This is a genomic window from Streptomyces sp. KPB2 (assembly GCF_003950055.1).
GTDB lineage: Bacteria > Actinomycetota > Actinomycetes > Streptomycetales > Streptomycetaceae > Streptomyces > Streptomyces salinarius.
The window spans coordinates 2,576,376-2,600,546 of sequence record NZ_CP034353.1; the positions used below are offsets into that span (position 1 = coordinate 2,576,376).

A 24,171-nucleotide genomic window follows, 5' to 3' on the forward strand; every position below is an offset into this window, starting at 1 on the left:
CGGTCAGGGGATGGCGGTGCACGACGCCGGGGCGCGGTGCACGACGGCAGGGTCATGCGGCGACGGCCGTGGCCTCCTGCCGCACCGCTTCGACGGTCGAGGAGTGTTCGAGGATCGCGTGGACGATGTCCTGGCTGCGGTCGACCAGTGAGGGGATGCCGAAGGTGAAGAACAGGGCGCCGGCGGCGATGTTGCCGAGGCCGTAGAGGCGCGGGTCGGGGCGTCCGTTGCTGGTCAGCCGGCTGGTGGCGCGGGCGAGGTGCAGTCCGCCGTGCGGGTGCCGGGCGACCGCGCGGGCCTCCACCAGCGAGGTCACCAGGGAGAGCGCGCCGGTGGGGATGCGCCCCTCGGAGGCGTTGACGGCGCTGATCACCCGGTCGGCGCGGAACTCGGTGCCGTCGGCCGCCAGGACGTCGAAGCCGCCCTCCTCACCGGGGACGATGTCGAGCAGTCCCGAGAACATCTCCAGCTGTCCGGCCTGCACCAGTTCCAGCAGGACGGAGGCGCTGCTCGGCGGCATCGGGCAGCACAGGCTCATGATGGTGCGGTAGTGCGCCCGCAGGATCTGCACCTTGTCCTCCTCGCGCAGCAGCGGCCACACGTCGGGACCGGCCTCGGGGACGGCCCGCTGGAGGATGCGCATCCCCATCTGCGGGGAGTCGACCTCCTCGATCTGGCGGCGCAGCCGGTCCACCGGGTCCTCCAGGTCGACGCGGATGATCTCCTCGACGACCGCGTCGAGGTCGGCGCCCGCGTCGCGGAACTCGGCCCGCAGCACGGCGGCGACGTCCTCGACGGCGAGTTCGCTGCGGTCGCGGGCCGTGGTGCGGATGCGCTCGGGGGTCACGTGGCGCAGGGCGAAGTGGACGGGCCGCTGCCGGACGCCGGGCAGCACGCCGCGCCGGGACAGCAGGCTGACGGGGCCCTGGTGGCCGCGGGCGGCCAGGGAGAGGACGATGTCGACGGCGGTCAGGCCGCTGCCGATGACGGCGACGTGCTCGTTCTCGCCGATGTCGTCGAGGGCGCCGGCGACCGGGTAGGGGTCGCCGACGAAGCCGGGGGTGCCGCCGAGCCCGTACACGTCCTTGGGGCTGTCGCCGCCAACGCTGAGCACCACGTAGTCGAAGGCGCGGGACTGTCCGGGGCCGGTGCGCAGCAGCACCTGGTTGGGCAGCCGGGCGGCGGAGGTGACGGCCTCGCCGATGATGTCGACGCGCCAGCCGCGGCGGCGCAGCTCCCCGAGGGCCGCGTACGCGGACTCCTCCAGGTACTCGCCGTACTGCGGGCGGGGCGCGAAGCGGGCGCCGGAGATGCGGTCGACGCCGCTCGCGACGCCCGTGACGCGGTCCCGGGTCTCCAGCCAGCGCTCGAAGTGGCCCAGGTCCCCGGCGCGTACGGACATGTCGTCGGGGGTGGCGTTGACCCGCAGCGTCTCGCTGTCCACCTGGTAGGCCCGGCCGCGCCACAGGTGGGGCGAGGGCTCGAACACGGTGAGGCTGCCGGGGTCGCCCTCGGTCCGGGCCAGGGCGTCGATCAGACAGACGGCTGCCGCGCCGCCGCCGACGACGCCGATCGAGATTCCAGGGGGCATGAGTCAGTCACCTATCGGTATGCGGAGGCGGACGGGGGACGGGTACGGGGTCCGGGCCGGGGTTCGGGCGGGTCCGGAGGGCGTGCGGAGTCGGTGCGCGGGGCACTGCGATACGGGTTCGGAGGGGGCCGTGGGTGCCGGGGGCGCTCGGAGGCGGCCGGGAGAGGCGCGCCGGGCGCTCCGCATCGGCGGGGGCCGCCGGTCTGCGCGGGTGCGTCAGGTCTGCGGGGGCTCGAAACGGTGGAAGCCGCCCTGGAGGAAGATCAGCGGCGTGCGGGTGCCGCGCACGCCGAGCCCGACGACGTCACCGATGACCATGACGTGGTCGCCGGCGACGACGTGGTCGCGGTAGCGGCACTCCATCCAGCCGGCCGCCTCGAAGAGCAGGGCGCCGGTGTGCGGGCCGGGTTCGGCGGGCCGGGTCCGCACCGCCTCGTCGCGTTCGGCGCGCGGGCGGGCGAAGAGCCGGGCCAGTTCCTCCGAGCCGCCGTCGAGGATGGAGATGCCCCAGACGCGGGCCTCCATCAGGTCGGTGAGGAAGCTGGAGTCGCTGCGGAAGCTCACGGACACCAGGGGCGGCTCGAGCGACACCGAGGTGAGGGAGTTGACGGTGACGGCGCTGTGCCGCAGGCCGTCCTCCTGCTGCCGGTGTGTGCTGACGACGCAGACGCCGGTGGCGAAATGGCGCATGACGGCGCGCAGGTCGTCCGGTGCGTCCACGGCACCCGTCGTGTGATCTGCTGCTGGGGCCTGGCCCATGGTCGATCCTCTCCGGGTCTCGGGCATGAGGCGAACGCGAGTCCGAAAGACACGGACAACGGTTCGACAGCAGCGACTCTAGGAACGGGACCGGTCCCGCAATTGCCGCGCAGCGCACCGGCATTGGCGGAATCACGCGCCCCGGTTGGCGCAAGAACCACCATGGACCGACGGTCGCCCCGGGGCCCCGCCCCGCACACAGGCGTCGGCCGGTCCCAGGACGGGGACCGGCCGGCGAGGTGCGCAGGGGCCTGGCGCGAGGAGGGCGGCGTCCTCTCCGCTCAGAGCAGGGACGTCGGCTGCCGTACCCGGTGCCGGCGCGGACGGCGGGCGGTCTCGGCGACCTCGCGCCGGGCGGTCTCGGCCATCTCGATGATGCGCTCGGCGTGCGGCAGCAGCCGCTGCCCGGCCTCGGTCAGGGTGAGCTGGCGCCGGGTGCGGTCGAACAGCTCGGTACCGACGGCCTCTTCGAGGTTCTTTATCTGCGTCGTCACGGTCGACTGGGCGTAGTGCAGGTTCTTGGCGGCCTGAGTGAAGCTCAACTCGGCCGCCACCTCTCGGAACGCGCGTAACTGCTGGAACTGCATGACAGGGCCCTCCCCTCTGGTCCTCCTATAACATACCGGCTTGCGTGTATTTTTCACCGGTCGGTGCGACGGCTTCCCTCAGTCCGCCATCGCCATGGGCGACATCAGGTCACGGGCGATCTGCGGCAGCACCTGGTCGAGGAGTTCGCCCTCCCGCACCGCCCCGTCCGCGGTGCGCGGAACCTCGTCCACGGCCACGGCGTGCGCGTAGTGGGCGGGCAGGTTGCGCAGGCAGGCGGCGAGCACGGCCCGCCGCCCGGCGACCTCCTGCTCGGGCGCGAGCGGCACGAACGCCACGACCACCGAGGAGCCCAGCTCGGGCAGTTCGGTGGCGACGACCGCGCACTCGCGCACGCAGGCCAGTTCCAGCAGTTCACCCTCGAGGACGAAGAAGTCGCGGGCGAAGCGGGCGTCCCGGGCACCGCCCTCGACACCGCCCTCGGCGGCGGCGCCGGCCCCGGTCTCGGTGACGGTCATGCGGAGATCTCCTGATGCACGGTCTGCTCCAACTGGAGGTTGAGGGTGAGGATCGGGACCACGGCCCGCAGCAGTTCGGCCGTCCTGATCCGCCCGGTCGGGCTGTAGGGGATGTGGTCCACCGCGATGACGTGCGCCGGGATGGACGGCACCCGGCGCGCGCACGCCGTGCGCAGGGCGGCGTACCCGGTGGCCTCGCGGCCGACGGCCACGGCGATGAACGGCACGACGAGGGCGTCGCCGAGCGTGGGCAGGCTCACCCGGACCACGGCGGTGTCGCGAAGGCAGGGCAGGTTGAGGAGGTCGGACTCCAGACGGAACAGCGCGGCGTCGACCGCGCGGTCGCGCACCGCGGCCCGGACGCCGCCGGCCCGCCCGGTCAGGGTGAACCGGCCGTGCTCGTCGAGGACCCCGAGGTCGTCGGTGACGAGGAAGCGGCGCTCCCCCGCGTCCTCGCCGAGGGCGGACCCCGCGCCGGAGTCCGCGCCGGTGTCGAGGGTGCGGAACTCCGCCTCGCCGTCGAGGTAGCCGTCCATCACGTGCGGTCCCGCGAACGCGAGGCGGCCGGGCCGGCCCGCCGGGAGCACCTCGCCCTCGTCACCCAGGACGACGACGGTGGTGCCGAGCACCGCCCGCCCCGTCCGCGCCCGCGTGACCTGGGACTCCTCCGGGGTGAGCAGGCCGGCGAGCCCGGTCTCGGGCGAGGTGAGGGCCAGGTGCAGCACCGGACCCAGCCGCGCCCAGGCGGTGTCCACCGTCCAGCGGCCCAGGTGCCGCCCCGGGGTGATCACGCAGCGCAGGCGGCCGGCGCGGGCCGGCGCCGCGGAGTCCGGGTGGACCAGCAGCCGGCCGAGGGCGCCCGGTTCGATCATGGTGGTGGTGACGTGTTCGGCGGCGATCAGCGCGGCCAGGACCTCGGCGTCGCCGGTGTCGTCGAGCACCAGCGCCCCGCCCACCGTGAGGAGGGTGCGCGCCAGTTGCAGCGAGAGCGGCTGCCACAGCGGGGCGGCGACCAGGTGGATGTCGTGGGCGTCGAAGCCGAACTCGTCGACCAGGTCGATCAGCGCCCGTCCCTCGGCGGCGGAGCCGCGCACGGTGACGCGCGGCCGGGATCCGCCGGGCACCACGGCGAGGGACTCCTGGTGCAGGGGCTCGGGCAGGCGGCGGGGCGGGTCGCTCGCCAGGAGGTCGGGGAAGGGCCGGACCGGCTCCTCGGCCCCCGGGTCCGGGCGCCCGGCGAACTCCGGCCGCCCGGCGGCACGGTCCGCGTGCGCCGGGGATGAGGCGGCGCCCGTGGCCCGCGGGGCGTCCACGTGAGCGCCGGGCTCCGGCAGGCCGTTCGGGCCGGCCGCCCCGCCCGCGGCGTCCGCTCCGGAGGGCCGCGTGCTCTCGGCGGGCGGGTCCAGCGGGACACGCAGCAGCTCGCGCGCGTCCGTGCCCGGCGCCGCACCCAGCGCCGCGTCTAGCACCGGCGCATGCTCCGAGGAGACGATGACGATCGACGGACCGAGCAGGTCGAGCGTGCGGGCGAGCCGGTCCGTGTCCTGCGCGGGGTCGAGTCCCGTGCACGGGATGCCGAGCGTGGCGCAGGCCGCCAGCAGCACGGCCAGTTCCCAGCGGGGCCCGGACAGGAACACCGCGCGGACCGGGCGGGCCCGGCGCTCCTCGGGCAGCTGCTCCGTCAGGCCGGCCGCGCACCGTCCCACTGCGTCGGCGAAGTCCGTCCAGGAGAGCCGGACCGCGCCGTCCACGACGGCGGTCGCGTCGGGCCGTGCGGTCGCGTGCCGACGGATGTGCTCAATTCTGATCATGTGGCTTCTCCGTGGTCGGTGAGCCGGTGCGGAAACCTACCTCAGCGAAACAAACCCGCATGCGGGTATCAACATCTATCGAGAAGTGTGATGCCAGTGCGCCGGCGTGTCAGGTCGCCCGTCCGCGAGCGCCCCCGGGCGCCGACCATGCGAGTGCGCACTCCCCCGCCCCTGGTCCCTCACCCCTCACCCCGGAGGCTCCGTTGACCGACGCCCGGTTCCTCCCAGCCCTGGGCCCCGCCAAGGCGCCCGCCCCCGCTCCCGGCCCCGCCGTCGCGACCGCTCCGCGCGTGCGCCCTTCGGCGGTCCTGGTGGGCCTGCCCGGGGCGGGAAAGTCGACGGTGGGAAGGCTGATGGCCGACCGGCTCGGCGTCGCCTTCCGGGACACCGACGAGGACGTCGAGCGCTTCACCGGGCGCACCGTGGCGCGGTTCTTCGCCGACGAGGGCGAGGACCGGTTCCGGGTACTGGAACGGGCCGCGGTGCGTGCCGCGCTGGACGGGCACGACGGCGTGCTCGCCCTGGGCGGTGGCGCCGTTCTCGATCCGGTCACCCGCTCCTGGCTGATGGGCGGCCCTGTCGTCCACGTCGACGCCGGGGTGGACGAGATACTCGGCCGGCGCGGCGGCGTCACGGGCCGGCCGCTGCTCACCGGCGACACCGCGGGCCGGCTGCGACTGCTGTCCGAACGGCGCGCGCCGCTCTACCGCGAGGTGGCCCGGGTCACGGTCGCGACCCGGGGACTCGATGCCGCGGAGGTCACCCGGACGGCACTGCTCGCGCTGGGTCTGGAACCGACCCGCTGAACATCGTCGGGCGTCCGCCGCCGGCTCCCCTTTCCCGCGGCGGACCCGTTCACCCGCCCGCCTCCTCCCTCGCACGGTCGTCGGCCTCCGCCACGACGCGCGCCATGAGCCGCTTGCCGCGGTCGGGGGTGATGTCCAGCTGCGCCACCACCTCCGGGGTGGCCACGGCACGGGCGAGGCCGCGGTAGAGCACCGCGACCCGTTCCTCCAGGTCCTTGCGGTCGCTCATCACCTCGGCCATCAACTGCACGCCGCTGAACGCCCCGACGATCATCTGGGCCGCGTCGTCCAGGTCGGTGCCGGGCAGCAGTTCACCCCGGGCCTCCGCCTCGGCGAGGAGGCTCCTGTGCACGTCGATCCACGCCCGGTAGGGCACCCGGCGGTCGATCTCGTGACCCTGGTCCACGGCGAGCCGGATGCTGCCCTGGAGCATCCGGTCGAAGGTGAGCCGGTGGCCCACCAGCAGCCCGATGTCCACGACCTCCTGGAACTTGACGGCGTCCCCGGTGAACGGGACCTCCAAGTAGGCGATCTGGCCGCCGACCTGCTCGTCGAGCACGGCCTGGGCCAGCTCCACCTTGGAGGAGAAGTGAAAGTAGAAGGCCCCCTTCGTCACCCCGCACCGGGTGTAGACGTCATAGATCGTCGTTCCCGCGTATCCGTGTTCGGCGAACACCTCTCCGGCTGCGCCCAGGATCGCTTTCCTGGTCCTGACCGCCCGCTCCTGTCGCGCCACGCGGCCTCCCATCTGTACCCGGCCGCTCGGAGGGAACGGCTCCATTTGTCTGTCTTCGCGAGCTTGCCTCATCTCATTGAAAAACAAACCCGCACGCCTGTATCTTACCGACCGCGGGGGGAGATCGGCCATACCCCACGTCGTCCTGCACCTTCACCTTCGACAGAAGAGGCAACGACCTTGCGCGCTATGGCTTCGACGATCCGGGACGTCCACAAAGAGGCGCACAGCGCCACATTCCCGGACATCACAGCAGGGGGACCGCCCAGCGCTCCGGCGCTTCCGGTGGAGAAGACACTTGTCCACCGGGCCCGGCTGCGCGACGTACTGCCCACACAACTCACACGTCATGACGACACTCACTTCACCGTCTCCGCGCGCAGGCCGCGCACGCACCGGCTGTTCGTGACCGCCGAGGGGCGGAGCACGGCCTCGCTGGTGCTGGAGACGATCCGGCAGAGCACGCTGCTGGTCTCGCACGCGGAGCTGGGGGTGCCGCTCGGCCACCACTTCGTCATGCACGACCTGTGCCACCGGCTCGACACGCGGCTGCTCACCCGCACCGCGGCCGACGACCTCACCCTCGACGTGCACGTCGCCGACCTGCGCAGGCGCGGAGCGGTGCCGTCCAGTGTGCACCTGGAGATGCTGCTGCGGTCGGGTGGCCGGCTCGTGGGGTCGGGCTCGATCCGCTTCCAGATCACCTCACCCGCCGCCTACACCCGAATACGCGGGCACCTGCCCACCAGCGCGGCGGGCGCGGGCGTCGCGGCGGCCGCACCCGTGGACCCGGCCGGCGTCCACCACACCCAGGCGTGCGACGTCGCGCTCTCCCCGGCCGGGGAGCCGGGCGGCTGGCTGCTGCGCGCCGACCCGGCCAACGAGCTCTTCTTCGACCGGGTCAACGACCACGTCCCGGCGATGGTCCTGGTCGAGGCGGCGCAGCAGGCCGCCCATCTCAGCGTCCCCGAGGGGCGGTTCACCCCGTCCTCCTCCGAGATGCGCTTCAGCAGGTACGTCGAGATCGGCAGCCCCTGCCGGGTCGCGGCGCACACCTCCGAGAACGCCGACGGCACGGCCTCGGTCAGCGTCACCGGCCACCAGGACGGTCAACTCGCCTTCGTGGTGCGGTTCGGCGGGAGCGCCGCACACTAGGGCACGCGTTTCGGACCGTCCCCGGCCGCGGCGCGCGGCAGGCCCTCGTCACCGGCTCTTCGAGCAGGCCTCCCCCCACGCCGCCGCCCCGCCCCGGGTTTCCGTCGGGAGACCGGGCAGCCCGCGCGCGTCATCGACCGCCGGCCCCACCCGCACTCGCGCAGGTACCCGCACCCCCACCCGGACCCGTCCGGCAGGCGGAAGGGGCGCGTCCCCCTTCTGCGTCCGCTTCCCGCTCTCCCCTCTTCCCGGCCCGGTCACCGGACCGTCCACCCGCCGTCCACCGGCAGCGTGGCGCCGATGACGAAGGAGGCCCGGTCGCTGCCGAGCCAGACCGCGGCCTCGGCGATCTCGCGGGGGGCGGCGATCCGCGGCAGCGGCGCCGCCGCCCGCAGCAACTCCTCGGCCCCGGGATCCTCTTCCAGCCAGGCGTCCACCATCTCGCTGCGCGTCGAACCGGGCGCGAGAGCGTTGATGCGGATGCCGTGCGGGGCGTACTCGGCCGCGGCGGCCTTGGTCAGCCCCAGTACGGCGTGTTTGGAGGCGATGTAAGGGGCGGCCACGGGAGTGGCGACCAGGCCGGCGGTGCTGCTGGTGTTCACGATGGCACCGCCTCGGGGCAGCATCGCCGCGATCTGGTGCCGCATGCAGTTCCACACCCCCCGCACATTGGTGTCCATGATCGTGTCGTACAGCTCGTCGGCCATCACGTGCAGGGGGACCTGGGCGGCTCCGACCCCGGCGTTGTTGAAGGCGACGTCGAGAGCGCCGAAGCGGGCCAGGGTCCGCCGGACCGCCTCGGCCACCTCGGCGGCGCGCCTGACGTCGGCGACGGTGTAGTCGGCCTGGTGGCCCTGGTCCAGCAGTTCGCGGGTGAGGGCGGCCAGTTGGTCCTCGCGGCGGGCCACCAGCATGACGGCCGCACCTTCACGGCAGAACACCTGTGCGGCGGCGGCTCCGATGCCACTGCTCGCTCCACTGATGAAAGCGGTTTTACCTGCGAGAAGACCCTGGTGCGTCATGATCCCAAGCTACTTGGACGGGGTCCCGGGCCGTCGCTCCGGCAAACAGTTGGCCTGATTCCTCCCGTGTCCCGCGAGCGGGGCACCCCCGCACGTTGACCGGTGGGTTCCAGCGGCCCGCGCACCGGCGCGACACACCCGGCGCGAGCGCGGCGCCCGGCCGCCCTCCCCGGAGTACTCGAACTGTCTCGCACATGGCTGAAAGGGATGAGCGACATGGCAGTACCTCGCATTCTGATCACTGGTGGCACGGGTTTCGTCGGCGCCCGTGTCGCCGAGTTCCTCGCCTCGGACGGCCCGCGGGCGGACCGGCCCGCCCTGCGGCTGCTCGCCCACCGCTCGTGGCCCGACGCCCTCGCGGGCCGGGCGGAGGTGCGGACCGGCAGCCTGACCGACCCCGCCTCCCTGCGCGGGGTGTGCGACGGCGTCGACACGGTCCTCCATCTGGCCTCGCAGGTCGGCGGCGGCCCCGAGGAGTGCCGGGCGGTCAACGACGCCGGCACCGGCGCGCTGCTCGCCGAGGCGAAGCACGCCGGGGTACGGCGGATCGTCCAGCTCGGCACCACGGCGGTGTACCGGGACGGCCGGCATCTGGGGCCCGGAGAGGGCGAGTTGGAGGTGGGGCCGACCTCGGCGACGAGCGTCTCCCGGCTCGCCGGGGAGCAGCGGGTGCTGGCGGCGGGCGGTCTGGTGGTGCGTCCGCACCTGGTGTACGGACCGGGCGACGTGTGGGTCGGCCCGGCGCTGGCCGAGTTCCTCACGGTGCTGCCGCACTGGGTGGACGGCGGCCGGGCGCTGATGTCGGTGATCGGCGTGGAGGATCTGGCGCGTGTCCTCGCCGCTCTCGCCGTGCGGGCCTCGGTGCCCCGGGGCGCGGTGCTGCACGCCGGCCGCCCGGCGCCGGTCCGCGCGCGCGAGCTGATCACCGCCACCGCCCGCGCCCTGGACCTGCCGCTGCCGGCCGGGGAGGTGACGTACGAGCAGGCGCGCGGCTGGCACGGCGCGCAGGGCGACCCGGGCTGGCATCGACGGCTGTCGCTGCTGGCGATGGACCACTGGTACGACACCTCCCGGCTGTGGCGGCTCCTCGGCATCGCACCCGGCGGGAGCTTCGCGGCGGACTTCGCGGCGGGCGCCGACTGGTACCGCGCCCGTCTCGGCGCCGACCCGTCCGTCCCGGTCAGTGGCCCCACACGTACTGCCGCCCGGGCGCGATCCTCAGCATGATCCGCGCCGAGCCGATGTCCTGCGGCGGGTAGGGGCGGCCGTTGTACTTCAGGGACAGCTCGTCGATGTGGGCGCGGGCGGCGGGGCCGGTGGTCTCGCCGGTGACGCGGCCGCGCACCTCCACGTACCGGTAGGGGTTGTCCCGCTGCCAGATCATGAGCGTGGCCCGCGGGTCGCGGCGCAGGTTGCGCACCTTCTGCCGTTCCACCTCGCTGTTGACCAGCAGGTGGTCGCCGTCGGCCGAGACCCACACGACCTGGGTCTGCGGGGTGCCGTCCGGCATGAGTGTGGTGAGCGCGGCGAAGTGGGCTCCGTCCGCGAGCGCCCTGACCTCCGGGCGCAGCGCGAGCGTCTCGGTCGTCATCGTGGGACTCTCCTTCGTGATCGTGGGAGGGGACGCGATCGTGGTGGAGGCGCGGTCCGCGGGGCGGGGGTGCGCGCCGCCGGGGTGGCGGGTGCGGTGATGGCCGGGTGCGGTCATCGACCGAGGATCACCTGCGGGTCACCGGTGAACCAGAGGTTGTCGACGGTGATCCGCCGGGCCAGCCAGCGCTGTCCGTCGCGGACCAGCGCGACGTCGTACACGTTCTTCAGCAGCAGGTGCCGGCTGTGGTCGGCGCCGGGCAGGTGCTGCGCCTCCACCAGCGCGGTCAGCAGGGCCTCGTCCCCGGTGATCCGCGCCCGGCAGTTGGTCACGGTGTGCGAGGTGTCCAGGCCGGCCTCGGGGTCCATGACCACCTGGGTGATCATGTCGACGCCGTGCATCACCGGGAACTCCAGGCCGATCCGGGCGCCGACGGGACGGAAGTCGAACTCGGCGTCGTGGGTGAAGGCGGAGCGGAAGAGGTCCGGGTCCTTCAGGTCGCGGCCGAGGGCGAAGCGGTGGAGGACGTCCACGATCTCCTGACGGTCGATCAGTTCCTGGACGGCGTCGGCGGTGACCGTGTCCACAGTGCGGGGACTCTCCGTCAGCTGCATGGCGGGTGCTCCTCGTCGGGCGTGTCGGCGGGACGGGTGTCCCGGGCGGGGATGAGGGCGCGCAGGCGGGCGCGCCGGGGCTTTCCGGTGGGGGTGCGGGGGATGTCCGCGAGGTCGAGCGGGACGACGTGGGCGACGTCGACGCCGAACCGGCGGGCGACCGCGGCCCGTACCTCCCGTGCCGTCCGGTCGGCGGAGGCGTCCGGAGCGAGCGAGCAGAACACGGCGAGGGTGCCGTCGGCGGCCGTACAGGCGACGGCCGAGCCGGGCAGCAGGCCGTCGAAGCCGGCCAGGAGGTGTTCGATCTCGTGACCGTGGCAGGAGACCTCGCCCTGCCGGACCAGGTCGTCGGCGCTGCCGGTGACGGTGAGCGCGCCGTCCGCGACGAAGGCCATGTCGCCGGTGCGCAACCAGCCGTCGGCGGTGAACGCGGCCCGGGTCTCCTCCTCGGCGCCGAAATATCCGCGGGTCGTGGTGGGGCCGGTGACCTGGAGCCGGCCGAGGGTACCGGGCGGCACCGTCCGGTCGTCCTCGTCGACGACCCGTACCGAGACGCCGGGGTGCGGGACGCCGGACGGCACCCAGCGCGCGCCCGGGTCGAGGCGCCGCGCGTCGAGCCGGTGGTCGACGACGCCGGAGGCGGTCTCCGACATGCCCCACCCGGGGCGCATCGCGGTCGCAGGCAGTCCGTGCGGGGCGAGGGCTGCGGCGAAGCGGCGCACCGTGCGCGCCTTGACGGGGGCGCCGCCGTTCATGACGTAGGCCAGGGCGGACAGGTCCCACCGGCGGCCGGCCGCCGTCCCGTCCTCCACCCGCGCGGCGACCCGGTCGAAGAAGGAGTCGGCGGCCCAGGCGACGGAGACCCGGTGGCGGTCGATCACGTCGAGCCAGCGCAGCGGGTCGGCGAGCACCCATTCCTTGCGGGCGTGGATCTGCGCGGCGGCGGCGTACACGTCCCGCACGTGGAACATGACCAGTCCGCTGACGTGGTCCAGCGGCATCCAGTTGAAGGTGACGCACGCGTCTCCGACGCCGTTGGCGAGGGCCGTGCCCGCCGAGCGGCTGACGATGTTGCGGTGACTGAGCATCACCGCCTTGGGGGCGCCGGTGCTGCCGGCGGTCAGGACCAGGACGGCGAGGTCGTCGCCGCGGCCGGGGGTCGGCGTGACGTCCGCCCCGGCGGCGGGGCCGGACAGGTGGGCGGCGCTGCCCAGCCAGTGGGCGCGAGGGCCGTCCACGAGCGCGGTGCCGGTGGCGTCGTCGGCGACGATCCACGGGCCGCGCAGGGTGTGCCAGGCGTCGGACAGCCCGTCCGGTCCCTCGCGCGAGGCGACCGGAGCGGGGACGAAGCCGCCGAGCACGCAGGCCCAGAAGACGGTGAGCAACTCCCGCTCGTCGCCCAGGTGCAGCAGCACCCGGTCCCCGCGGACCACCCCGGCACGGCGGAGGCCGCCGAGGAGGCGGGAGGCGTCCGCGAACAGTTCGCCGTAGCCGGTCCAGGTCTCGCGGCCCTCGGCGTCGAGGTGGCAGACGGCCGGGCAGGTGCGGCGTGCCGCGGCCCGGCGCAGGACGTCGGCCAGGCTCGCCGGTCCCGGGTCGGTGAGGGGCGGACCGGTCAGCAGCGAAGTGACGGGGGTCGTGGCGGCCGTCGTGCCGCCGCCGGGTCCGGGGCTGCGAGTGCTCTCCAGGGGCCCCAACGGACCTCCTCCTTCGGCTGGTACGACGGACGGCACCGGTGTGCGGACCGGCGGGACGGTGAGGGCGAGGGCGTGTGGGCGGGAAGCCGGATACCGGCGGGAAGCCGGGTACCGGCAGGGAGCCGGGTGCGGCCGGCGGCGGGACCCCGGGCGGGGTTCCGCCGCCGGCCGGCTGGGGGGCCGGAGGTCAGACGCCCGCCGTCTCCTCGGCGAGCGCCCGTGCGGCGCGCTTGCGGGCGGCGCCGCGCACCGCCGAGACCAGCGCGAACACCATGGTGAGCGCGGAGATACCGGTGATGACGTACATCCCGTTGTGGAAGCCGTCGAGCTGCTCCGCGGCGGAGGGCCGCTCGCCGCCCGCCATCGTGGCGGTCACGATGGCGAGGACCACAGCGGCGCCCACCTGGTAGCCGGTCTGGAGCACACCGGCGGCGGCGCCCTGCTCGGACTCGTCCACCCCGGTGGTGGCCTGCACGTAGGAGCCGGTGAAGGAGAACGGGAAGGCGATACCGATCAGCAGCATGGTCGGCAGGATCACGGCGGCGTAGCCGGAGGTCTCGCCGATCCGCCAGAACAGCACGTACGCGGCGGTGTAGGCGACGAACCCGGCGAAGATCATCCAGGCGGCGCCGAAGCGGCCGACGAGCTTGCCGGCGCGCGGGGCGACGGTGGCGATGAGCAGCCCGCACGGCAGGAAGGCCATCGCCATCTCCAGCGGCGACCAGTCCCGCAGCGACTGCATGTACAGCGCGCCGACGAACTGGAAGCTCATGTAGGTGCCGAGGATGGCCGCGGCGGCCAGTGACGCGCCGACCAGGGTGCGGTTGGTGAGCAGGCCGAGGCGGATCAGCGGTTCGGGGGTGCGCTTCTCCACCGCGACGAACAGCGCGGCCAGGGCCACGGCCACGGCGAATCCGGCGATCGTCTCGGCGCTCCCCCAGCCCGCCTCGGGGGCCTGGACGATGGTGAAGACCAGCAGCAGCATCGCCAGCGTCACGGTGACGGCGCCGGCCACGTCGTACTTGCGCCGGCCGGTGCCGCGGGCGGGGTCGCGGGGCACCAGGGCGAGCGCGCCGAGGAAGACGCCGACGGCGACCGGCACGGGCAGCAGGAAGGTCCAGCGCCAGCCGATCTCGGTGAGCAGGCCGCCGAAGATCAGGCCCATGGAGAACCCGGCCGCGCCGCAGGCGGTGTAGATGCTGACCGCCTTGTTGCGCTGCGGTCCCTCCGGGAACGTGGACATGATGATGGCGAGTCCGGCCGGGGCGGTGAAGGCCGCGCTCACGCCCATCACGAAGCGGGCCGCGATGACCAGGGCCCCGTCGGTGGCGAGACCGCCGGCCAGGGAGGCCAGGGCGAACACCGCGACGGCGACCAGCAGGACCTTGCGGCGGCCGAGGAGGTCGGCCATGCGCCCGCCGAGCAGCAGGAAGCCGCCGAAGCCGAGGACGTAGGAGCTGACGACCCACTGCACGGAGGCGGTGGACATGCCCAGGTCGGACTGGATGGGCGGGACGGCGATGCCGACCATCGCGTTGTCCAGCGCGTCGAGGAACATGGCGCCGCACAGCACGATCAGGGTGCCCCACAGGCGCGGTCCCCAGCCCGAGCGAGGCGCGTCGGAGTCGGGCCGGCCGGTGTCGATGTCGTCCTTGAGGAGGGGTGGTTCGGTGGAAGTGGCCATGAGAGCTGGTCCTCGTTGTCGGTGTGGTGTGGCGTGCGGTGTGGGGGTGCGTCGTTCGGCGGCGCCGCTAGAGGACGACGCCCACGCTGTAGGCGTTGTGCGGGGCCCCGCCCAGCAGGTGGGCGCCGGCGGACTGGATGACCTGGTCCTGGGCGATGACGTGCTGGCACATGGTGTTGAGGTCGCGCAGGGCGCGGTCCAGCACCGAGGGGCGGTAGACGGCCGAGGTCGCCACCACGTCGAAGAGGGAGGCGACGACGGAGCGGGCGGTGCGGAAGGCGTTGACCCGGGCGAGGACGGTGGCCACCTGCTCGTCGCGGGTGGGTACGTCGCCGGCCTCCAGGATCTCCCACTGCTCGCGCAGGCTGCCGTAGACGGCGTAGCGGGCGGCGGACAGGTCCATCTCGGCCTGCGCGACGGCGATCTGCACCCGGTAGTTCTCCGGCCACGGCGTGCCCGTGGTGCGGTCGATGCGGGTGGTGGCCATCTGACGCACGTGGTCGATGGCGGCGCGGGCGGTGCCGAGCGGCACGCCGGGCATGTTGCGCAGCACCGCGTCCGGGGTCGCGGCGGCGCCGGTGACCCGGGGCGCGGCGAAGCTGAAGGTGTACTCCTCGGGCACGAAGAGGTTCTCCGTGCGGTAGTCGCGGCTGCCGGAACCGGCCAGGCCCGTGGTGTACCAGGTGTCCTGGATCTCGAAGTCCTCGACCGGGGCCACGATCACGCGCCAGTTGCCCTGGGCTCCGGGCGGGCCCGGCTCCAGTTCGCCGCCGCGGGTGACGAGGACGCCGCCGACCACCCAGGTGCTGTGGGTGATGCCGCTGCCGAAGTGCCACTGCCCGGTGACCCGGTAGCCGCCGGGCACCCGCTCGGCGCGGCCCATGGGCATGATCGCCCCGGCGGTGACGGTGTCGGGGTCGGCGAGGAGCCGGCCGGCGACGTCCTCGCCGAGGAAGCCGGCGTAGATCGGGGTGTCCATGCCGATCATGGCGCACCAGGCGGCGGAGGCGTCGCCCTGGGCGAGCGCCTCGATCACCTCGGTCTGCTGGACGGCGTCGAGTTCGGGTCCGCCCCAGGACTTCGGCCGGGCCATGCGGAACACACCGGTGCCGCGCAGCAGGGCCACGACGTCGGCCGGCAGTTGGCGGTTGTTCTCCACGTCCTCGGCGCGCTCGCGCAGCCGGGGGGCGACGGCGCGGGCCCGCGCCAGGATCTCCTCGGCGGTGACGGAGGTCTCCGGCGGGGCGGTGACGGAGTCCAGGGCATCGATCAGGCTCATGCGGCGTTCTCCCAGCGTCCGGGGTGGGCGGGACTGCGGTGGATCGGGGGCGGTGACTCGGCTGTGCGGCGGTGCGGGTCCGGCTTCCCGTACGGACGGCCGGCGCGTCCGCGTCGGTGCCCGTACTCCGGTCAGGCGTAGCGGCCCGGCGCGATGACCCGATGGGGGTCGACCGCGTCCTTCAGTCGGCGGGCGAAGGCACGCGCCCCGGTGTCGGGGGCGAGCCGGTCGGCCCAGTCGGTGTGCTCGATGTCGAGGCGGTACGGGATGAACCCCTCCGTGGCGAAGAGTTCGTAGAGCCGGTCGAGGGCCAGGTGGGCGTTGTCCGCCTCCTCGCCCCCGCGGGGGAACTTCATCGTCACGACGCAGTCGACGACGTCGGCGCCGAGCGCGTTGAGGGTGGCCCCGCAGCGCACGCCGGTCTCCACCCGCACCTGCTCCAGGAGGGCGTCGGCGCGGGCCAGGGCCGCCCCGGTGAACGGCACCAGCGGCAGGAAGAACAGGAACCCGCCCTCCTCGTCGAGGCGGACGGCCGGGCGGCCCATCTTCGCCTCGAACAGCGCGTCGGAGGGGTCCGGGTCACCCGCGTAGGCGCGTTCCACCCGTACGGCGACGTCGTGGTTGTCCGCCTCGGGGTCCTCGGCGTCGGTGGCGGAGACGGCGCTGAACAGCCCGGAGCGCTCGGCCTCCGCGGTGACGACGCCGGTGAGCGCCGCCACGGACTCCCGGGTCCCGTCGACGCAGACGTGGACCAGGTACTGCCCGGCCGGGCCGCCGTACGCCGCGGCCGCCGCCTCGTTGTAGATCTTCACCACGCCGCGGGCCAGGCCCTGGGCGACCCAGCGGCGTATCTCGGCGGTGGCCGCCTCGACGTCCCGCGGGGCGAAGTTGAGCCGGACCACCCGCAGCGCCTCGGGCCTCGGCAGCAGCCGCACGGTGGCGGCGGTGACGACGCCCAGGTCGGACTGGACGAACAGCTGCACGAGGGAGGGGCCGAGACCGTGGGGGTAGACGGGGGTGGGGCGGGCGGCCTCGGGCCACCAGCCGACGCGGACGGTCTCGCCGTCGGGCAGCACGACCTCCAGGCCCATCAGGTCGTCCACCCGCTGGTGGCGCAGGCCGACACCGCGGTCGAGGGCGTTGCCGACGACGCTGGTGTGCGCGGAGGAGACGGTGACGTTGAGCATGCGTTCGGTGCCGGCCAGCAGGGTGGCGAGCCGGGCCTGGGTGACGCCGGGCTCGACGACCGCCCAGCCCTGGGCCACGTCGATGTCGCGGATCTGGTCGAGGCCGGAGAGGTCGAGCACGACCGCGCCGTCCGCGGCGGGTTCGCGGGAGCCGAGCCCCCAGTTGCCGCCGGTGCTGAAGGCGTGCAGCCGGGCGCCGGTGGAGCCGTCCGCGAAGAGGGCGACCAGGCGGCGGACCTCGTCGGCGGACTGCGGACGGACGACGCCGTGCACGGTCCGGGAGCGGTAGAGGCTCACGTTGGGCCCGAGGGGGGTGACGGGCGCGCCGTCGGGCTCCTCGCCGGGGTGGGTGACGCGGTCCGCGCCCACCACGCGGGCGGCGTCGGCCAGGACGGCGCGCAGGGCGGCGTCGGTGGATCCGTGCGGCCCGGTGACGGATTCGGGGAGGACGGTCATCGCGGTACCTCGGTTCCTTCGTCGACGGGTGGGCGGACGGTCCGGCGGCGTTGCATGTCGCTCGCCGGGCGTCGCCACCACGCTAGGAAGGCCGGGGGGTTCGCTCTCCAGGGATCGCGCACGCCTATTGAGGAGTTCGCGCACGACCGGAGCCGGGGCCGCCGCCGGCCACCCGACCGACGTACCTCCCGCACGGACGTCCGGGGCGGGAAAAGGAAGTGCGCCCCGCACATGGACGGGGCGCACTCGGATGGGGCGCACTCGGAGGGGCCGCGCACACGCGGTCCGGGGCGGACCCCAGGGGTCCGCCCCGCGTCGGTCAGGCCACGCCCCAGGCGGTGGTGATCAGGTCGGTGGTGCGGGAGTCGTCGAACACGCGGATGCGGATGTCGGCGCCCTCCCGCACATTGCTGCCGAGGCTGTTGACGGAGTAGTCCACGACCTTGTCGGTGCCCGGCGGGTGGTAGAGGTTCCAGCCGGTGAGCCCGTGCCCGTCGTGGTTGTCGACGGCCACGTGGACGTAGATGCCGTCACCGTCGTTCTTGGTGTCGTACACCCAGATCTTGTTGCCGTAGGGGTGGAACTCCACCTTGCCGATGAACCAGCCGTCGTCGTAGAGCTCGATCTTCACGGCCTTGCCGCCCGCGTCGTGCTGGAAGTAGGTGCCGTCGAACGGGTCGCCGAGACTGCCGCCGCTGCACGGGCAGCCGTCCGTGTCCCGGTGGATGATCGTCGCCGACGGATCGGGGCTGTAGGCCTGCGCGGGTGCCGCGCCTCCCAGGACCGCGACGGCCGCCATCGCCGCCCCCGCGGCGAGGCCGGCCGTCGCCTTGCTCCTCGAACTCATCGCACTCCTCCCGTTGCCGGGTCCCGGCAGGGCGCCGTGGCCCGGTGCGTGCCGCCGGCCGGAGCGCCGGCGGCACGAGCGATTGTCAACGGGAGGCGAACGGGGCGGAACCTGGAAGTTTCCAGGGTGGCCGGTGGATCAGATGCCGCAGTTCGGGGCCGACCAGTACGGCGACGGGTCGAAGGCCACGTGGGTGTGGTCGTTGTGGCCGGGGTAGCCCGGGCCGAGGATCTCCGAGAAGCCGTGGGTCCTGGCCTGCTGGGCGAGCCGGCAGAAGCTGGGCGAGCCGGTGAGGTCGGCGGCGTCGCCGTAGAGGTGGCGGCTGGTGGACGAGCCGCCGACGGCGCTGTTGCAGGCGCGGGAGCGGAAGCCGCTGGAGATCGTGATCGGCACGTCGCCGAGGGCGTGCCGCATCGCCTCCAGCTTCCACATGGTCTTCAGGGCGTTCGACTTGGCGGTGGCGGCGGAGACCGCGCCGCCGGACCAGTCGGAGTTGCACTTGTTGAGTTCCGCGTAGGTGAAGTGGACGGGTGTGCAGTCCGCGTCCTGGAGGGCGTAGATCTTGCTGAAGGTCGCGGGGCCCGCGACGCCGTCCGCGGCCAGCCCGTAGGCGGCCTGGAACTTCTTGACGGCGGCGGCGGTGCGGGCACCGTACTGGCCGTCGTAGGAGAGCCGCTCGCCGGAGGTGACCCAGCCCGCGACGCGGATCTGCAGCTGCGTCACGTCGCTGCCTGAGGATCCCTGGGAGAGGGTGCGGTTCCAGGTGTAGCAGGAGTCGGCGTGCGCGGCGCCGGCGGTGGCGCCCACCCCGACCACCGCTCCAGCCATGAGCATGACAAATGAGAGAAGGAGACGTGACACGCGTCTGAACATCCCGGCCTCCCGACCGTCGAGTCGTCCGTGAACCGGAGCCCAGCGTGCGGCACCGCGCTACGCGCGTCAATGGCGCCCGGGCGAAGGGAAGTCGACGTTTCCGTCACCGACGGGGATCGCCCGTGTCATCGTGGGGAATAACCAACTCCCGTCCCCCCACAGCTCCTCAGGGAGGCCCCATGCTGCGTGGCATCGATGTCAGCGCCTACCAGTCCTCCAGCTACGACACCGACGGCCTCTCCTTCGTCTTCGTGAAGGCGACGGAGGGCCGTTCGTACGTCAACCCCAAGCTCGCGGCCCAGACGAAGCGGGCCCGCGACGCCGGACTCGTCGTCGGCTTCTACCACTTCCTGTGGCCGGGCAACCTCACCGCCCAGGCCGAGTACTTCGTCTCCAAGGCCCCGGACCGCAAGGGCGACATCCTCGCCGTCGACTGGGAGACGAACGGCGAGGGCACGCACCCGAGCAACGCGGAGAAGGACAGCTTCATCAAGAAGGTGAAGGCGCTGCGACCGGACAACCGGGTCGTCCTCTATGCGAACCGGCACTTCTGGCTCAACATCGACACCACCTCGTACGCCGGTGACGGCCTCTGGATCGCCGACTACGTCTCGGCGGGCAAGCCGCGCATCCAGGCGAAGTGGCGCTTCCACCAGTACACGGACGACCCGGTCGACACCAACGTGGCGGACTTCGCGAGCAAGGCCGCGCTGAAGGAGTGGGCGCAGAGCGCCTGAGGGCGCCGCTTCGCGCGAAGGCGCCCGTCCGGGTGGCCGGCGGGCGCCCCTCTCGGCGCGGCGTCGCTACTTGTTCAGGTGGGCCCAGAACTCGTCGAACGACAGCTTCTTGTCACCGTCGAGGTCGCGGCCGGCGATGATCGCCTCGGCCACCGACTCGGTGACGTTCCAGTCGCCGCCCTGGGCGAGCGCGGTCTTGAACTCGGCCGCGGTGATGAGGCCGTCACCGTCCGTGTCGATCCGCTCGAACTGCTTGCGTGCTTCCTCGATGTCGGCCACCGGTCCGCCCCTCGTTTCGTGCATGGGTCCATCTGACGCAGGTCAGATTAACCGGCCGTCCGAGCGCCCAGCGCGGCGACCACCCACCCGAACTGCTCCTCGTGGGCCGACGGCGGCTCCATACCGTTCACGATCGCCGACAACTCCCGGTAGCGGGCGAGCCGGACGTTGGTCACCGCGGTGAGGCGTTCGAGTACGACGGCCGGGTCGGCGTCGCCGATCAGCGCGTGCAGGATTCCGTCGGCCCGCGGCGAGTCCGGTGCCACCCCGTCGCGCAGCGCCTCACCCGCGAGCCGGACCAGGCGGCTCACGAACCAGAGGGAGGAGCCCGTGGGCACGTCCGGTCCCCGGTCCGCCGCGTTGAACTCGATCATCCGGCGCATCGTCGCCCGGAAGTCCGGGTCCTGGACCATCTCGGCCAGCTCCACCCAGGCGTCGACCTGCTCCGAGGTGGGGTCGTCGGGCAGGTCGGCCGCGGCGAAGCGCAGGCGGGTGCGGATGTCGGGGTCGGCGGTGTCGATGCCCTCGAACACCTCCGCCATGAAGTCCTCGATGATCCGCCGCCGCTCGGCGGTGGACAGTCTCGCCAGCTTGTTCATGAGTGTCATCTCCTCGGCGGTCGAGCCGCGTCGTGCCACGGTGGACAGCACCGCGCGGGTCACCTTCAGGGCGGCGATCTGCGCGTCCAGCGCGCTCACGTGCGCCGCCGCGACCCGCGCGACCGTGGTCTCGCCGGCCAGCACACGGCGTACGGCGTCCAGGCCGAGGCCCAGTTCGCGCAGGGTGCGGATCAGCTCCAGGCGGGCGACGGAGGCGGCGTCGTAGAGCCGGTAGCCGCCCGCGGAGCGGGCGTGCGGGGGCAGGGCGCCCTCGTCGGACCAGTAGCGGATGGTGCGCACCGGGAGTCCGGTGGTCCGCGCCAGCTCGCCGATGGTCATGAGGCCGGTGCCGTCGTCGGTCATGTCTGGGAGTCTGTGCCTTCCAGTGGGTGGAGACTCAAGGAGCGCGGTGTGGCGGAGAGCCTGCGGGACATTCTGGACGCGGCGGCGCGGGGCGTGTTCCCGCCGGCGGACGGCGGGACGAGCGTCGTGCCGCAGCACGGCGGGCGGGACGCGGGCGTGATCGCCTTCACGGCGCACTCGGTCGTCTTCACCGACGACGCGGAGGAGGGGTGGGTCCGCAGGACGCTGGCGTCCCTGGGGTGCGATCCCCTGGCCGCCACGATGAACGCCGGGTTCCTGACCGCCTTCGGGGAGCGCACCGGGCGTAGGACGGACACGATCGACGTGCTGCTGACCGGGACCCCGCTTCCGGGGCAGCCGGAGGTCGGGCTGACGGAGGTCGCCGATCCCGGGCATCTGCGGGTGGTCGCGGCCCGGCGGCGGCGCGACGGGGTGCGGGTGTGGGCCGCGGACGGTGGGGTGCTGGTGATGGGCCGCGGGGTCGGCGGGCGGCTGGAGGTCGCCGTGGAGGTGGCGGAGGGCGCCCGGCACCGGGGGCTGGGGCGGCTGCTGGTGACGGCGGCGCGGCAGCTGGCCGGGGGCGAGGTGGTGTGGGCGCAGGTGTCGGCGGGGAACGCCCGCAGTCTGCGGGCGTTCCAGGCGGCGGGCTACCGGCCCGTGGGGTCGGAGGCGCTGTTCCTGCGCCCCTGAGCCGGGGCGGCCGGTGTCAGTGCCAGGGCTGGTAGTGCGGGTTGCTCTCGCACTCGCTCATGATCTCGGTCTTGGTCTGCCGGTCCACCGGGCAGACGCCGATGATGTACTTGCGCTGGATGCCGCCGGGGAAGGCGACCTCGACCTGGTCGGCCCACTTGTGGGTGTCGCCGATGGTCCTGTTGACGTCGATGCCGCCGGGGGCGTCGATGTAGTAGTTGTAGCCGGACTTGTACCAGGTCTTGTAGAGGTCGTGGTCGTAGGTCGTCGAGACGAACGGCGAGGGCTGGTTGACCAGGACGTACTTCTCGACGTCGTACTGGCCGTTCTCGACGTCCTTGGCGTGGAAGCCCTCTTCGAAGACGACCTGGGGGCCGCGGCTGTCGCTGCGGTAGAGGGTGCCGCAGGTGGTGCGCCAGACCGGCTCCGGGGTGATGCGGTCGACGTCGACGCCCCGGTCGGCGGCGGCCTTGGTCCTGTCGTCGAACTGGGGACAGGCCGGGGCGGCCTGGACGGCGGCCGACGGGGCCGGGGCGGCTGCGGGAGCGGTGGCGGCGGTGGTGGCGAGGACCGCGGCGAGCGACAGGACGGCGGCGGCGGTCCGTCGGCGCAGACGAGTGGTGATCATGCGGATACGATCCCGGCTGCGGAGCGATGCGTTCCGGATTCTCACCCGTAGGTGGCGTGTCCGGTGAACGGGCTTGCCTTCCGCGGCAGATGGGCTCTCAGCGGTCCACGACCCGCATCTCGAACCACGTGGTCTTTCCGCGCGGCAGCAGGTCCACGCCCCACCGGTCGGAGAGCTTGTCGACGAGGAAGAGGCCGCGCCCGCTGATGTCCGTCTCCTGCACCGGCATCAGGCAGGGCAGCCCGCGGGAGGGGTCGCGGACCTCGACCCGGATCCAGCCGGGGCGGCGGCGCATCCGGAGGCCGAAGACGCGGGCGCCGGTGTGGCGTACGGCGTTGCCGACCAGCTCGGAGACGAGCAGGACGACGTCCTCCGTGACCTTGGGCCCGAGCTTCCACTGGCGCAGGGCGACGACCTGGGCCAGCCGGCGGGCGGTGGCGGCGGACTCGGGACGGGAGGGTAACGGAACTTCACGCTCCGTCGGGTTGCCGAACAGTTCCAGCGCTTTGAGCGCGCGCTCGTCCTCGACCGCCGGCGACCAGCGCGCCGCGGTCGCACGTCCGGCTCCCCGCGGCTGTTCCGTACCATCCAGCCCCGCCATGCCCCCATCATGGCCGCCTTCGGGGGGCTCCGGGGCCGTTCCCGGGGAATGGACCCCTGCCGGGACCGGGCGGGACGACGGTCGATCGGCATATGCCACAGGCAGTTCGGGGCCCGAAACAGACCCACTGACCTGCGGGAACGGCTCGGCCGGAGACAAGCGACGGACTCCCTCGACAAGGCGCGCTTAATGGTGCGTTAAGGCTGCCATAAACCGCCCCATCGGGGGACCCGGATCAGACATCGCGTCAACTGCAAGGGGTGCGACACGACTTCCGGCGAGACGGAGGTCTCCCCGGTGCGAACGTCAGAGGAACTTGGCCTTGCCGGGGCCCTCTTCGACGAAGCTGCGCATCCCGCGCTCGCGGTCCTCCGTGGCGAACAGGCCCGCGAACCAGTTCCGCTCGACGGCGAGGCCGGTCTCGATGTCCGTCTCAAGCCCCGTGTCGATCGCCTCCTTCGCCGCGCGCAGGGCGATGGCGGGACCCTTCGCGAGCCGTGCGGCCCAGGCGTGCGCCTGCTCGTAGACCTCGGCGGCCGGGACCACCCGGTCCACCAGGCCGAGCGCCAGCGCCTCGTCGGCCCGCACCTGGCGGCCGGTGAAGATCAGGTCCTTGGCCTTGGACGGGCCGATCAGCCGGGACAGCCGCTGGGTGCCGCCCGCGCCCGGGATCAGGCCGAGCAGGATCTCGGGCTGGCCGAGCTTGGCGTTCTCCCCGGCGATGCGGAAGTCGGCGCAGAGGGCGAGCTCGCAGCCGCCGCCCAGGGCGTAGCCGGTCACCGCGGCGACCACCGGCTTGGGGATGCGGGCCACCGCGGTGAAGGAGTCCTGGAGGGCACGGGACCGCGCGATCATCGCCGCGTGGTCCATCACCTGCATCTCCTTGATGTCCGCGCCCGCCGCGAACACCCTCTCGCCGCCGTGGATCACCACGGCGCGGACGTCCTCGCGCCGGGTGACCTCCTCGGCCAGCTCCTTCAGCCGGTCCTGGGTGGCGACGTCCAGCGCGTTCATGGGCGGGCGGTCCAGGCGCAGCGTGCCAACGCCTTCGGCGACTTCGAGATGTACGGTCATGCTCCGCAGGTTAGCGGGCGTTCACGTG

The 24,171-nt window shown here is 73.3% G+C and carries 25 protein-coding genes; 5 read left to right on the top strand and 20 right to left on the bottom strand.

Annotation, left to right across the window (positions count from 1 at the left end; all coding sequences use genetic code 11):
- Positions 1–52: 52 nt before the first annotated feature.
- From D1J63_RS11030 to D1J63_RS11050, 5 genes are all read right to left on the bottom strand, one after another.
- Positions 53–1,591, bottom strand: a complete 1,539-nt coding sequence (locus D1J63_RS11030) for an FAD/NAD(P)-binding protein (RefSeq protein WP_125628758.1) — start codon at positions 1,589–1,591, stop codon at positions 53–55.
- Between the two features lie 216 nt (positions 1,592–1,807).
- Complete coding sequence (locus D1J63_RS11035; RefSeq protein WP_240798785.1) at positions 1,808–2,311, bottom strand: flavin reductase family protein; 504 nt, start codon at positions 2,309–2,311, stop codon at positions 1,808–1,810.
- A 320-nt stretch (positions 2,312–2,631) separates the two neighbouring features.
- Positions 2,632–2,937 (bottom strand): LysR family transcriptional regulator, encoded by a 306-nt coding sequence (locus D1J63_RS11040; protein WP_125628760.1) that lies wholly within the window; start codon positions 2,935–2,937, stop codon positions 2,632–2,634.
- Positions 2,938–3,015: 78 nt separating this feature from the next.
- Positions 3,016–3,414, bottom strand: a complete 399-nt coding sequence (locus tag D1J63_RS11045; protein WP_125628761.1) for a hypothetical protein — start codon at positions 3,412–3,414, stop codon at positions 3,016–3,018.
- On the bottom strand, positions 3,411–5,225 hold the full coding sequence (locus D1J63_RS11050; protein ID WP_125628762.1) for a class I adenylate-forming enzyme family protein: 1,815 nt from the start codon (positions 5,223–5,225) through the stop codon (positions 3,411–3,413). The genes D1J63_RS11045 and D1J63_RS11050 overlap by 4 nt, the downstream gene beginning before the upstream one ends.
- A gap of 203 nt (positions 5,226–5,428) precedes the next feature.
- Here D1J63_RS11050 and D1J63_RS11055 point away from each other — a divergent pair, with 203 nt between their 5' ends.
- A complete protein-coding gene (locus D1J63_RS11055) occupies positions 5,429–6,031 on the top strand; it encodes a shikimate kinase (protein ID WP_241235547.1) in 603 nt (200 codons plus the stop codon).
- 49 nt (positions 6,032–6,080) lie between these two features.
- Here the strand turns inward: D1J63_RS11055 and D1J63_RS11060 are convergent, their stop codons facing one another.
- Positions 6,081–6,767, bottom strand: coding sequence for a ScbR family autoregulator-binding transcription factor (locus tag D1J63_RS11060; protein ID WP_125628764.1), 687 nt, complete (start codon positions 6,765–6,767; stop codon positions 6,081–6,083).
- Positions 6,768–7,052: 285 nt separating this feature from the next.
- Here D1J63_RS11060 and D1J63_RS11065 point away from each other — a divergent pair, with 285 nt between their 5' ends.
- Positions 7,053–7,922 (top strand): ScbA/BarX family gamma-butyrolactone biosynthesis protein, encoded by an 870-nt coding sequence (locus tag D1J63_RS11065; protein WP_164712793.1) that lies wholly within the window; start codon positions 7,053–7,055, stop codon positions 7,920–7,922.
- Positions 7,923–8,179: 257 nt separating this feature from the next.
- On the opposite strand, the gene D1J63_RS11070 is transcribed toward D1J63_RS11065, so the two are convergent.
- A complete protein-coding gene (locus tag D1J63_RS11070; protein ID WP_125628766.1) occupies positions 8,180–8,944 on the bottom strand; it encodes a glucose 1-dehydrogenase in 765 nt (254 codons plus the stop codon).
- A gap of 216 nt (positions 8,945–9,160) precedes the next feature.
- On the opposite strand from D1J63_RS11070, the gene D1J63_RS11075 reads away from it, so the two are divergent.
- Positions 9,161–10,171, top strand: a complete 1,011-nt coding sequence (locus tag D1J63_RS11075; RefSeq protein WP_164712794.1) for an NAD(P)-dependent oxidoreductase — start codon at positions 9,161–9,163, stop codon at positions 10,169–10,171.
- Here the strand turns inward: D1J63_RS11075 and D1J63_RS11080 are convergent.
- The 8 genes from D1J63_RS11080 to D1J63_RS11115 all read right to left on the bottom strand — a co-directional run bounded on the left by D1J63_RS11080 (position 10,125) and on the right by D1J63_RS11115 (position 19,172).
- Positions 10,125–10,652 carry a PPOX class F420-dependent oxidoreductase gene (locus D1J63_RS11080; protein ID WP_240798787.1) on the bottom strand — a complete coding sequence of 176 codons (528 nt, stop codon included), beginning with the start codon at positions 10,650–10,652 and terminating at the stop codon, positions 10,125–10,127. The two genes, D1J63_RS11075 and D1J63_RS11080, sit on opposite strands and share 47 nt — an antisense overlap.
- A complete protein-coding gene (locus tag D1J63_RS11085; RefSeq protein WP_125628768.1) occupies positions 10,649–11,149 on the bottom strand; it encodes a nuclear transport factor 2 family protein in 501 nt (166 codons plus the stop codon). Before D1J63_RS11085 ends, D1J63_RS11080 begins: the two co-directional genes overlap by 4 nt.
- Positions 11,140–12,846 (bottom strand): AMP-binding protein, encoded by a 1,707-nt coding sequence (locus tag D1J63_RS11090; protein ID WP_164712795.1) that lies wholly within the window; start codon positions 12,844–12,846, stop codon positions 11,140–11,142. Before D1J63_RS11090 ends, D1J63_RS11085 begins: the two co-directional genes overlap by 10 nt.
- A gap of 187 nt (positions 12,847–13,033) precedes the next feature.
- On the bottom strand, positions 13,034–14,530 hold the full coding sequence (locus D1J63_RS11095; RefSeq protein WP_125628770.1) for an MFS transporter: 1,497 nt from the start codon (positions 14,528–14,530) through the stop codon (positions 13,034–13,036).
- A gap of 67 nt (positions 14,531–14,597) precedes the next feature.
- The gene (locus tag D1J63_RS11100) at positions 14,598–15,809 is read right to left on the bottom strand and encodes an acyl-CoA dehydrogenase family protein (RefSeq protein ID WP_125628771.1); all 1,212 of its coding nucleotides are present in this window, start codon (positions 15,807–15,809) and stop codon (positions 14,598–14,600) included.
- A 131-nt stretch (positions 15,810–15,940) separates the two neighbouring features.
- Complete coding sequence (locus D1J63_RS36890; RefSeq protein WP_206209357.1) at positions 15,941–17,452, bottom strand: FAD-binding oxidoreductase; 1,512 nt, start codon at positions 17,450–17,452, stop codon at positions 15,941–15,943.
- Between the two features lie 319 nt (positions 17,453–17,771).
- Positions 17,772–18,299: a hypothetical protein gene (locus tag D1J63_RS11110; protein WP_102929604.1), complete on the bottom strand. Its 528-nt coding sequence runs from the start codon at positions 18,297–18,299 to the stop codon at positions 17,772–17,774.
- Between the two features lie 138 nt (positions 18,300–18,437).
- Complete coding sequence (locus D1J63_RS11115) at positions 18,438–19,172, bottom strand: D-Ala-D-Ala carboxypeptidase family metallohydrolase (RefSeq protein ID WP_125628772.1); 735 nt, start codon at positions 19,170–19,172, stop codon at positions 18,438–18,440.
- A gap of 179 nt (positions 19,173–19,351) precedes the next feature.
- Here D1J63_RS11115 and D1J63_RS11120 point away from each other — a divergent pair, with 179 nt between their 5' ends.
- A complete protein-coding gene (locus D1J63_RS11120; protein WP_125628773.1) occupies positions 19,352–19,909 on the top strand; it encodes a glycoside hydrolase family 25 protein in 558 nt (185 codons plus the stop codon).
- A 66-nt stretch (positions 19,910–19,975) separates the two neighbouring features.
- Here D1J63_RS11120 and D1J63_RS11125 read toward each other — a convergent pair whose 3' ends face one another.
- Positions 19,976–20,188 carry an EF-hand domain-containing protein gene (locus D1J63_RS11125; protein ID WP_030402432.1) on the bottom strand — a complete coding sequence of 71 codons (213 nt, stop codon included), beginning with the start codon at positions 20,186–20,188 and terminating at the stop codon, positions 19,976–19,978.
- A gap of 47 nt (positions 20,189–20,235) precedes the next feature.
- Positions 20,236–21,150, bottom strand: a complete 915-nt coding sequence (locus D1J63_RS11130) for a MerR family transcriptional regulator (RefSeq protein WP_125628774.1) — start codon at positions 21,148–21,150, stop codon at positions 20,236–20,238.
- A 48-nt stretch (positions 21,151–21,198) separates the two neighbouring features.
- Here D1J63_RS11130 and D1J63_RS11135 point away from each other — a divergent pair, with 48 nt between their 5' ends.
- Entirely contained in the window at positions 21,199–21,840 is a 642-nt protein-coding gene (locus D1J63_RS11135) for a GNAT family N-acetyltransferase (RefSeq protein WP_125628775.1), read from the top strand.
- A 16-nt stretch (positions 21,841–21,856) separates the two neighbouring features.
- Here D1J63_RS11135 and D1J63_RS11140 read toward each other — a convergent pair whose 3' ends face one another.
- The 3 genes from D1J63_RS11140 to D1J63_RS11150 form a co-directional block, all read right to left on the bottom strand.
- Complete coding sequence (locus D1J63_RS11140; protein WP_125628776.1) at positions 21,857–22,468, bottom strand: ADP-ribosyltransferase; 612 nt, start codon at positions 22,466–22,468, stop codon at positions 21,857–21,859.
- 97 nt (positions 22,469–22,565) lie between these two features.
- The gene (locus tag D1J63_RS11145; RefSeq protein WP_164712796.1) at positions 22,566–23,069 is read right to left on the bottom strand and encodes an ATP-binding protein; all 504 of its coding nucleotides are present in this window, start codon (positions 23,067–23,069) and stop codon (positions 22,566–22,568) included.
- A gap of 306 nt (positions 23,070–23,375) precedes the next feature.
- Positions 23,376–24,143 carry an enoyl-CoA hydratase-related protein gene (locus D1J63_RS11150; RefSeq protein ID WP_102929612.1) on the bottom strand — a complete coding sequence of 256 codons (768 nt, stop codon included), beginning with the start codon at positions 24,141–24,143 and terminating at the stop codon, positions 23,376–23,378.
- Positions 24,144–24,171 lie beyond the last annotated feature (28 nt).

Excerpts from the sequence above, each read along its gene's own strand:
- D1J63_RS11030 (WP_125628758.1), bottom strand. The coding sequence starts at position 1,591 with ATGCCCCCTGGAATCTCGATCGGCGTCGTCGGCGGCGGCGCGGCAGCC.
- D1J63_RS11040 (WP_125628760.1), bottom strand. The coding sequence starts at position 2,937 with ATGCAGTTCCAGCAGTTACGCGCGTTCCGAGAGGTGGCGGCCGAGTTG.
- D1J63_RS11045 (WP_125628761.1), bottom strand. The coding sequence starts at position 3,414 with ATGACCGTCACCGAGACCGGGGCCGGCGCCGCCGCCGAGGGCGGTGTC.
- D1J63_RS11050 (WP_125628762.1), bottom strand. The coding sequence starts at position 5,225 with ATGATCAGAATTGAGCACATCCGTCGGCACGCGACCGCACGGCCCGAC.
- D1J63_RS11070 (WP_125628766.1), bottom strand. The coding sequence starts at position 8,944 with ATGACGCACCAGGGTCTTCTCGCAGGTAAAACCGCTTTCATCAGTGGA.
- D1J63_RS11075 (WP_164712794.1), top strand. The coding sequence starts at position 9,161 with ATGGCAGTACCTCGCATTCTGATCACTGGTGGCACGGGTTTCGTCGGC.
- D1J63_RS11080 (WP_240798787.1), bottom strand. The coding sequence starts at position 10,652 with ATGACCGCACCCGGCCATCACCGCACCCGCCACCCCGGCGGCGCGCAC.
- D1J63_RS11085 (WP_125628768.1), bottom strand. The coding sequence starts at position 11,149 with ATGCAGCTGACGGAGAGTCCCCGCACTGTGGACACGGTCACCGCCGAC.
- D1J63_RS11095 (WP_125628770.1), bottom strand. The coding sequence starts at position 14,530 with ATGGCCACTTCCACCGAACCACCCCTCCTCAAGGACGACATCGACACC.
- D1J63_RS11100 (WP_125628771.1), bottom strand. The coding sequence starts at position 15,809 with ATGAGCCTGATCGATGCCCTGGACTCCGTCACCGCCCCGCCGGAGACC.
- D1J63_RS36890 (WP_206209357.1), bottom strand. The coding sequence starts at position 17,452 with ATGACCGTCCTCCCCGAATCCGTCACCGGGCCGCACGGATCCACCGAC.
- D1J63_RS11110 (WP_102929604.1), bottom strand. The coding sequence starts at position 18,299 with ATGAGTTCGAGGAGCAAGGCGACGGCCGGCCTCGCCGCGGGGGCGGCG.
- D1J63_RS11115 (WP_125628772.1), bottom strand. The coding sequence starts at position 19,172 with ATGTTCAGACGCGTGTCACGTCTCCTTCTCTCATTTGTCATGCTCATG.
- D1J63_RS11120 (WP_125628773.1), top strand. The coding sequence starts at position 19,352 with ATGCTGCGTGGCATCGATGTCAGCGCCTACCAGTCCTCCAGCTACGAC.
- D1J63_RS11130 (WP_125628774.1), bottom strand. The coding sequence starts at position 21,150 with ATGACCGACGACGGCACCGGCCTCATGACCATCGGCGAGCTGGCGCGG.
- D1J63_RS11140 (WP_125628776.1), bottom strand. The coding sequence starts at position 22,468 with ATGATCACCACTCGTCTGCGCCGACGGACCGCCGCCGCCGTCCTGTCG.
- D1J63_RS11145 (WP_164712796.1), bottom strand. The coding sequence starts at position 23,069 with ATGGCGGGGCTGGATGGTACGGAACAGCCGCGGGGAGCCGGACGTGCG.
- D1J63_RS11150 (WP_102929612.1), bottom strand. The coding sequence starts at position 24,143 with ATGACCGTACATCTCGAAGTCGCCGAAGGCGTTGGCACGCTGCGCCTG.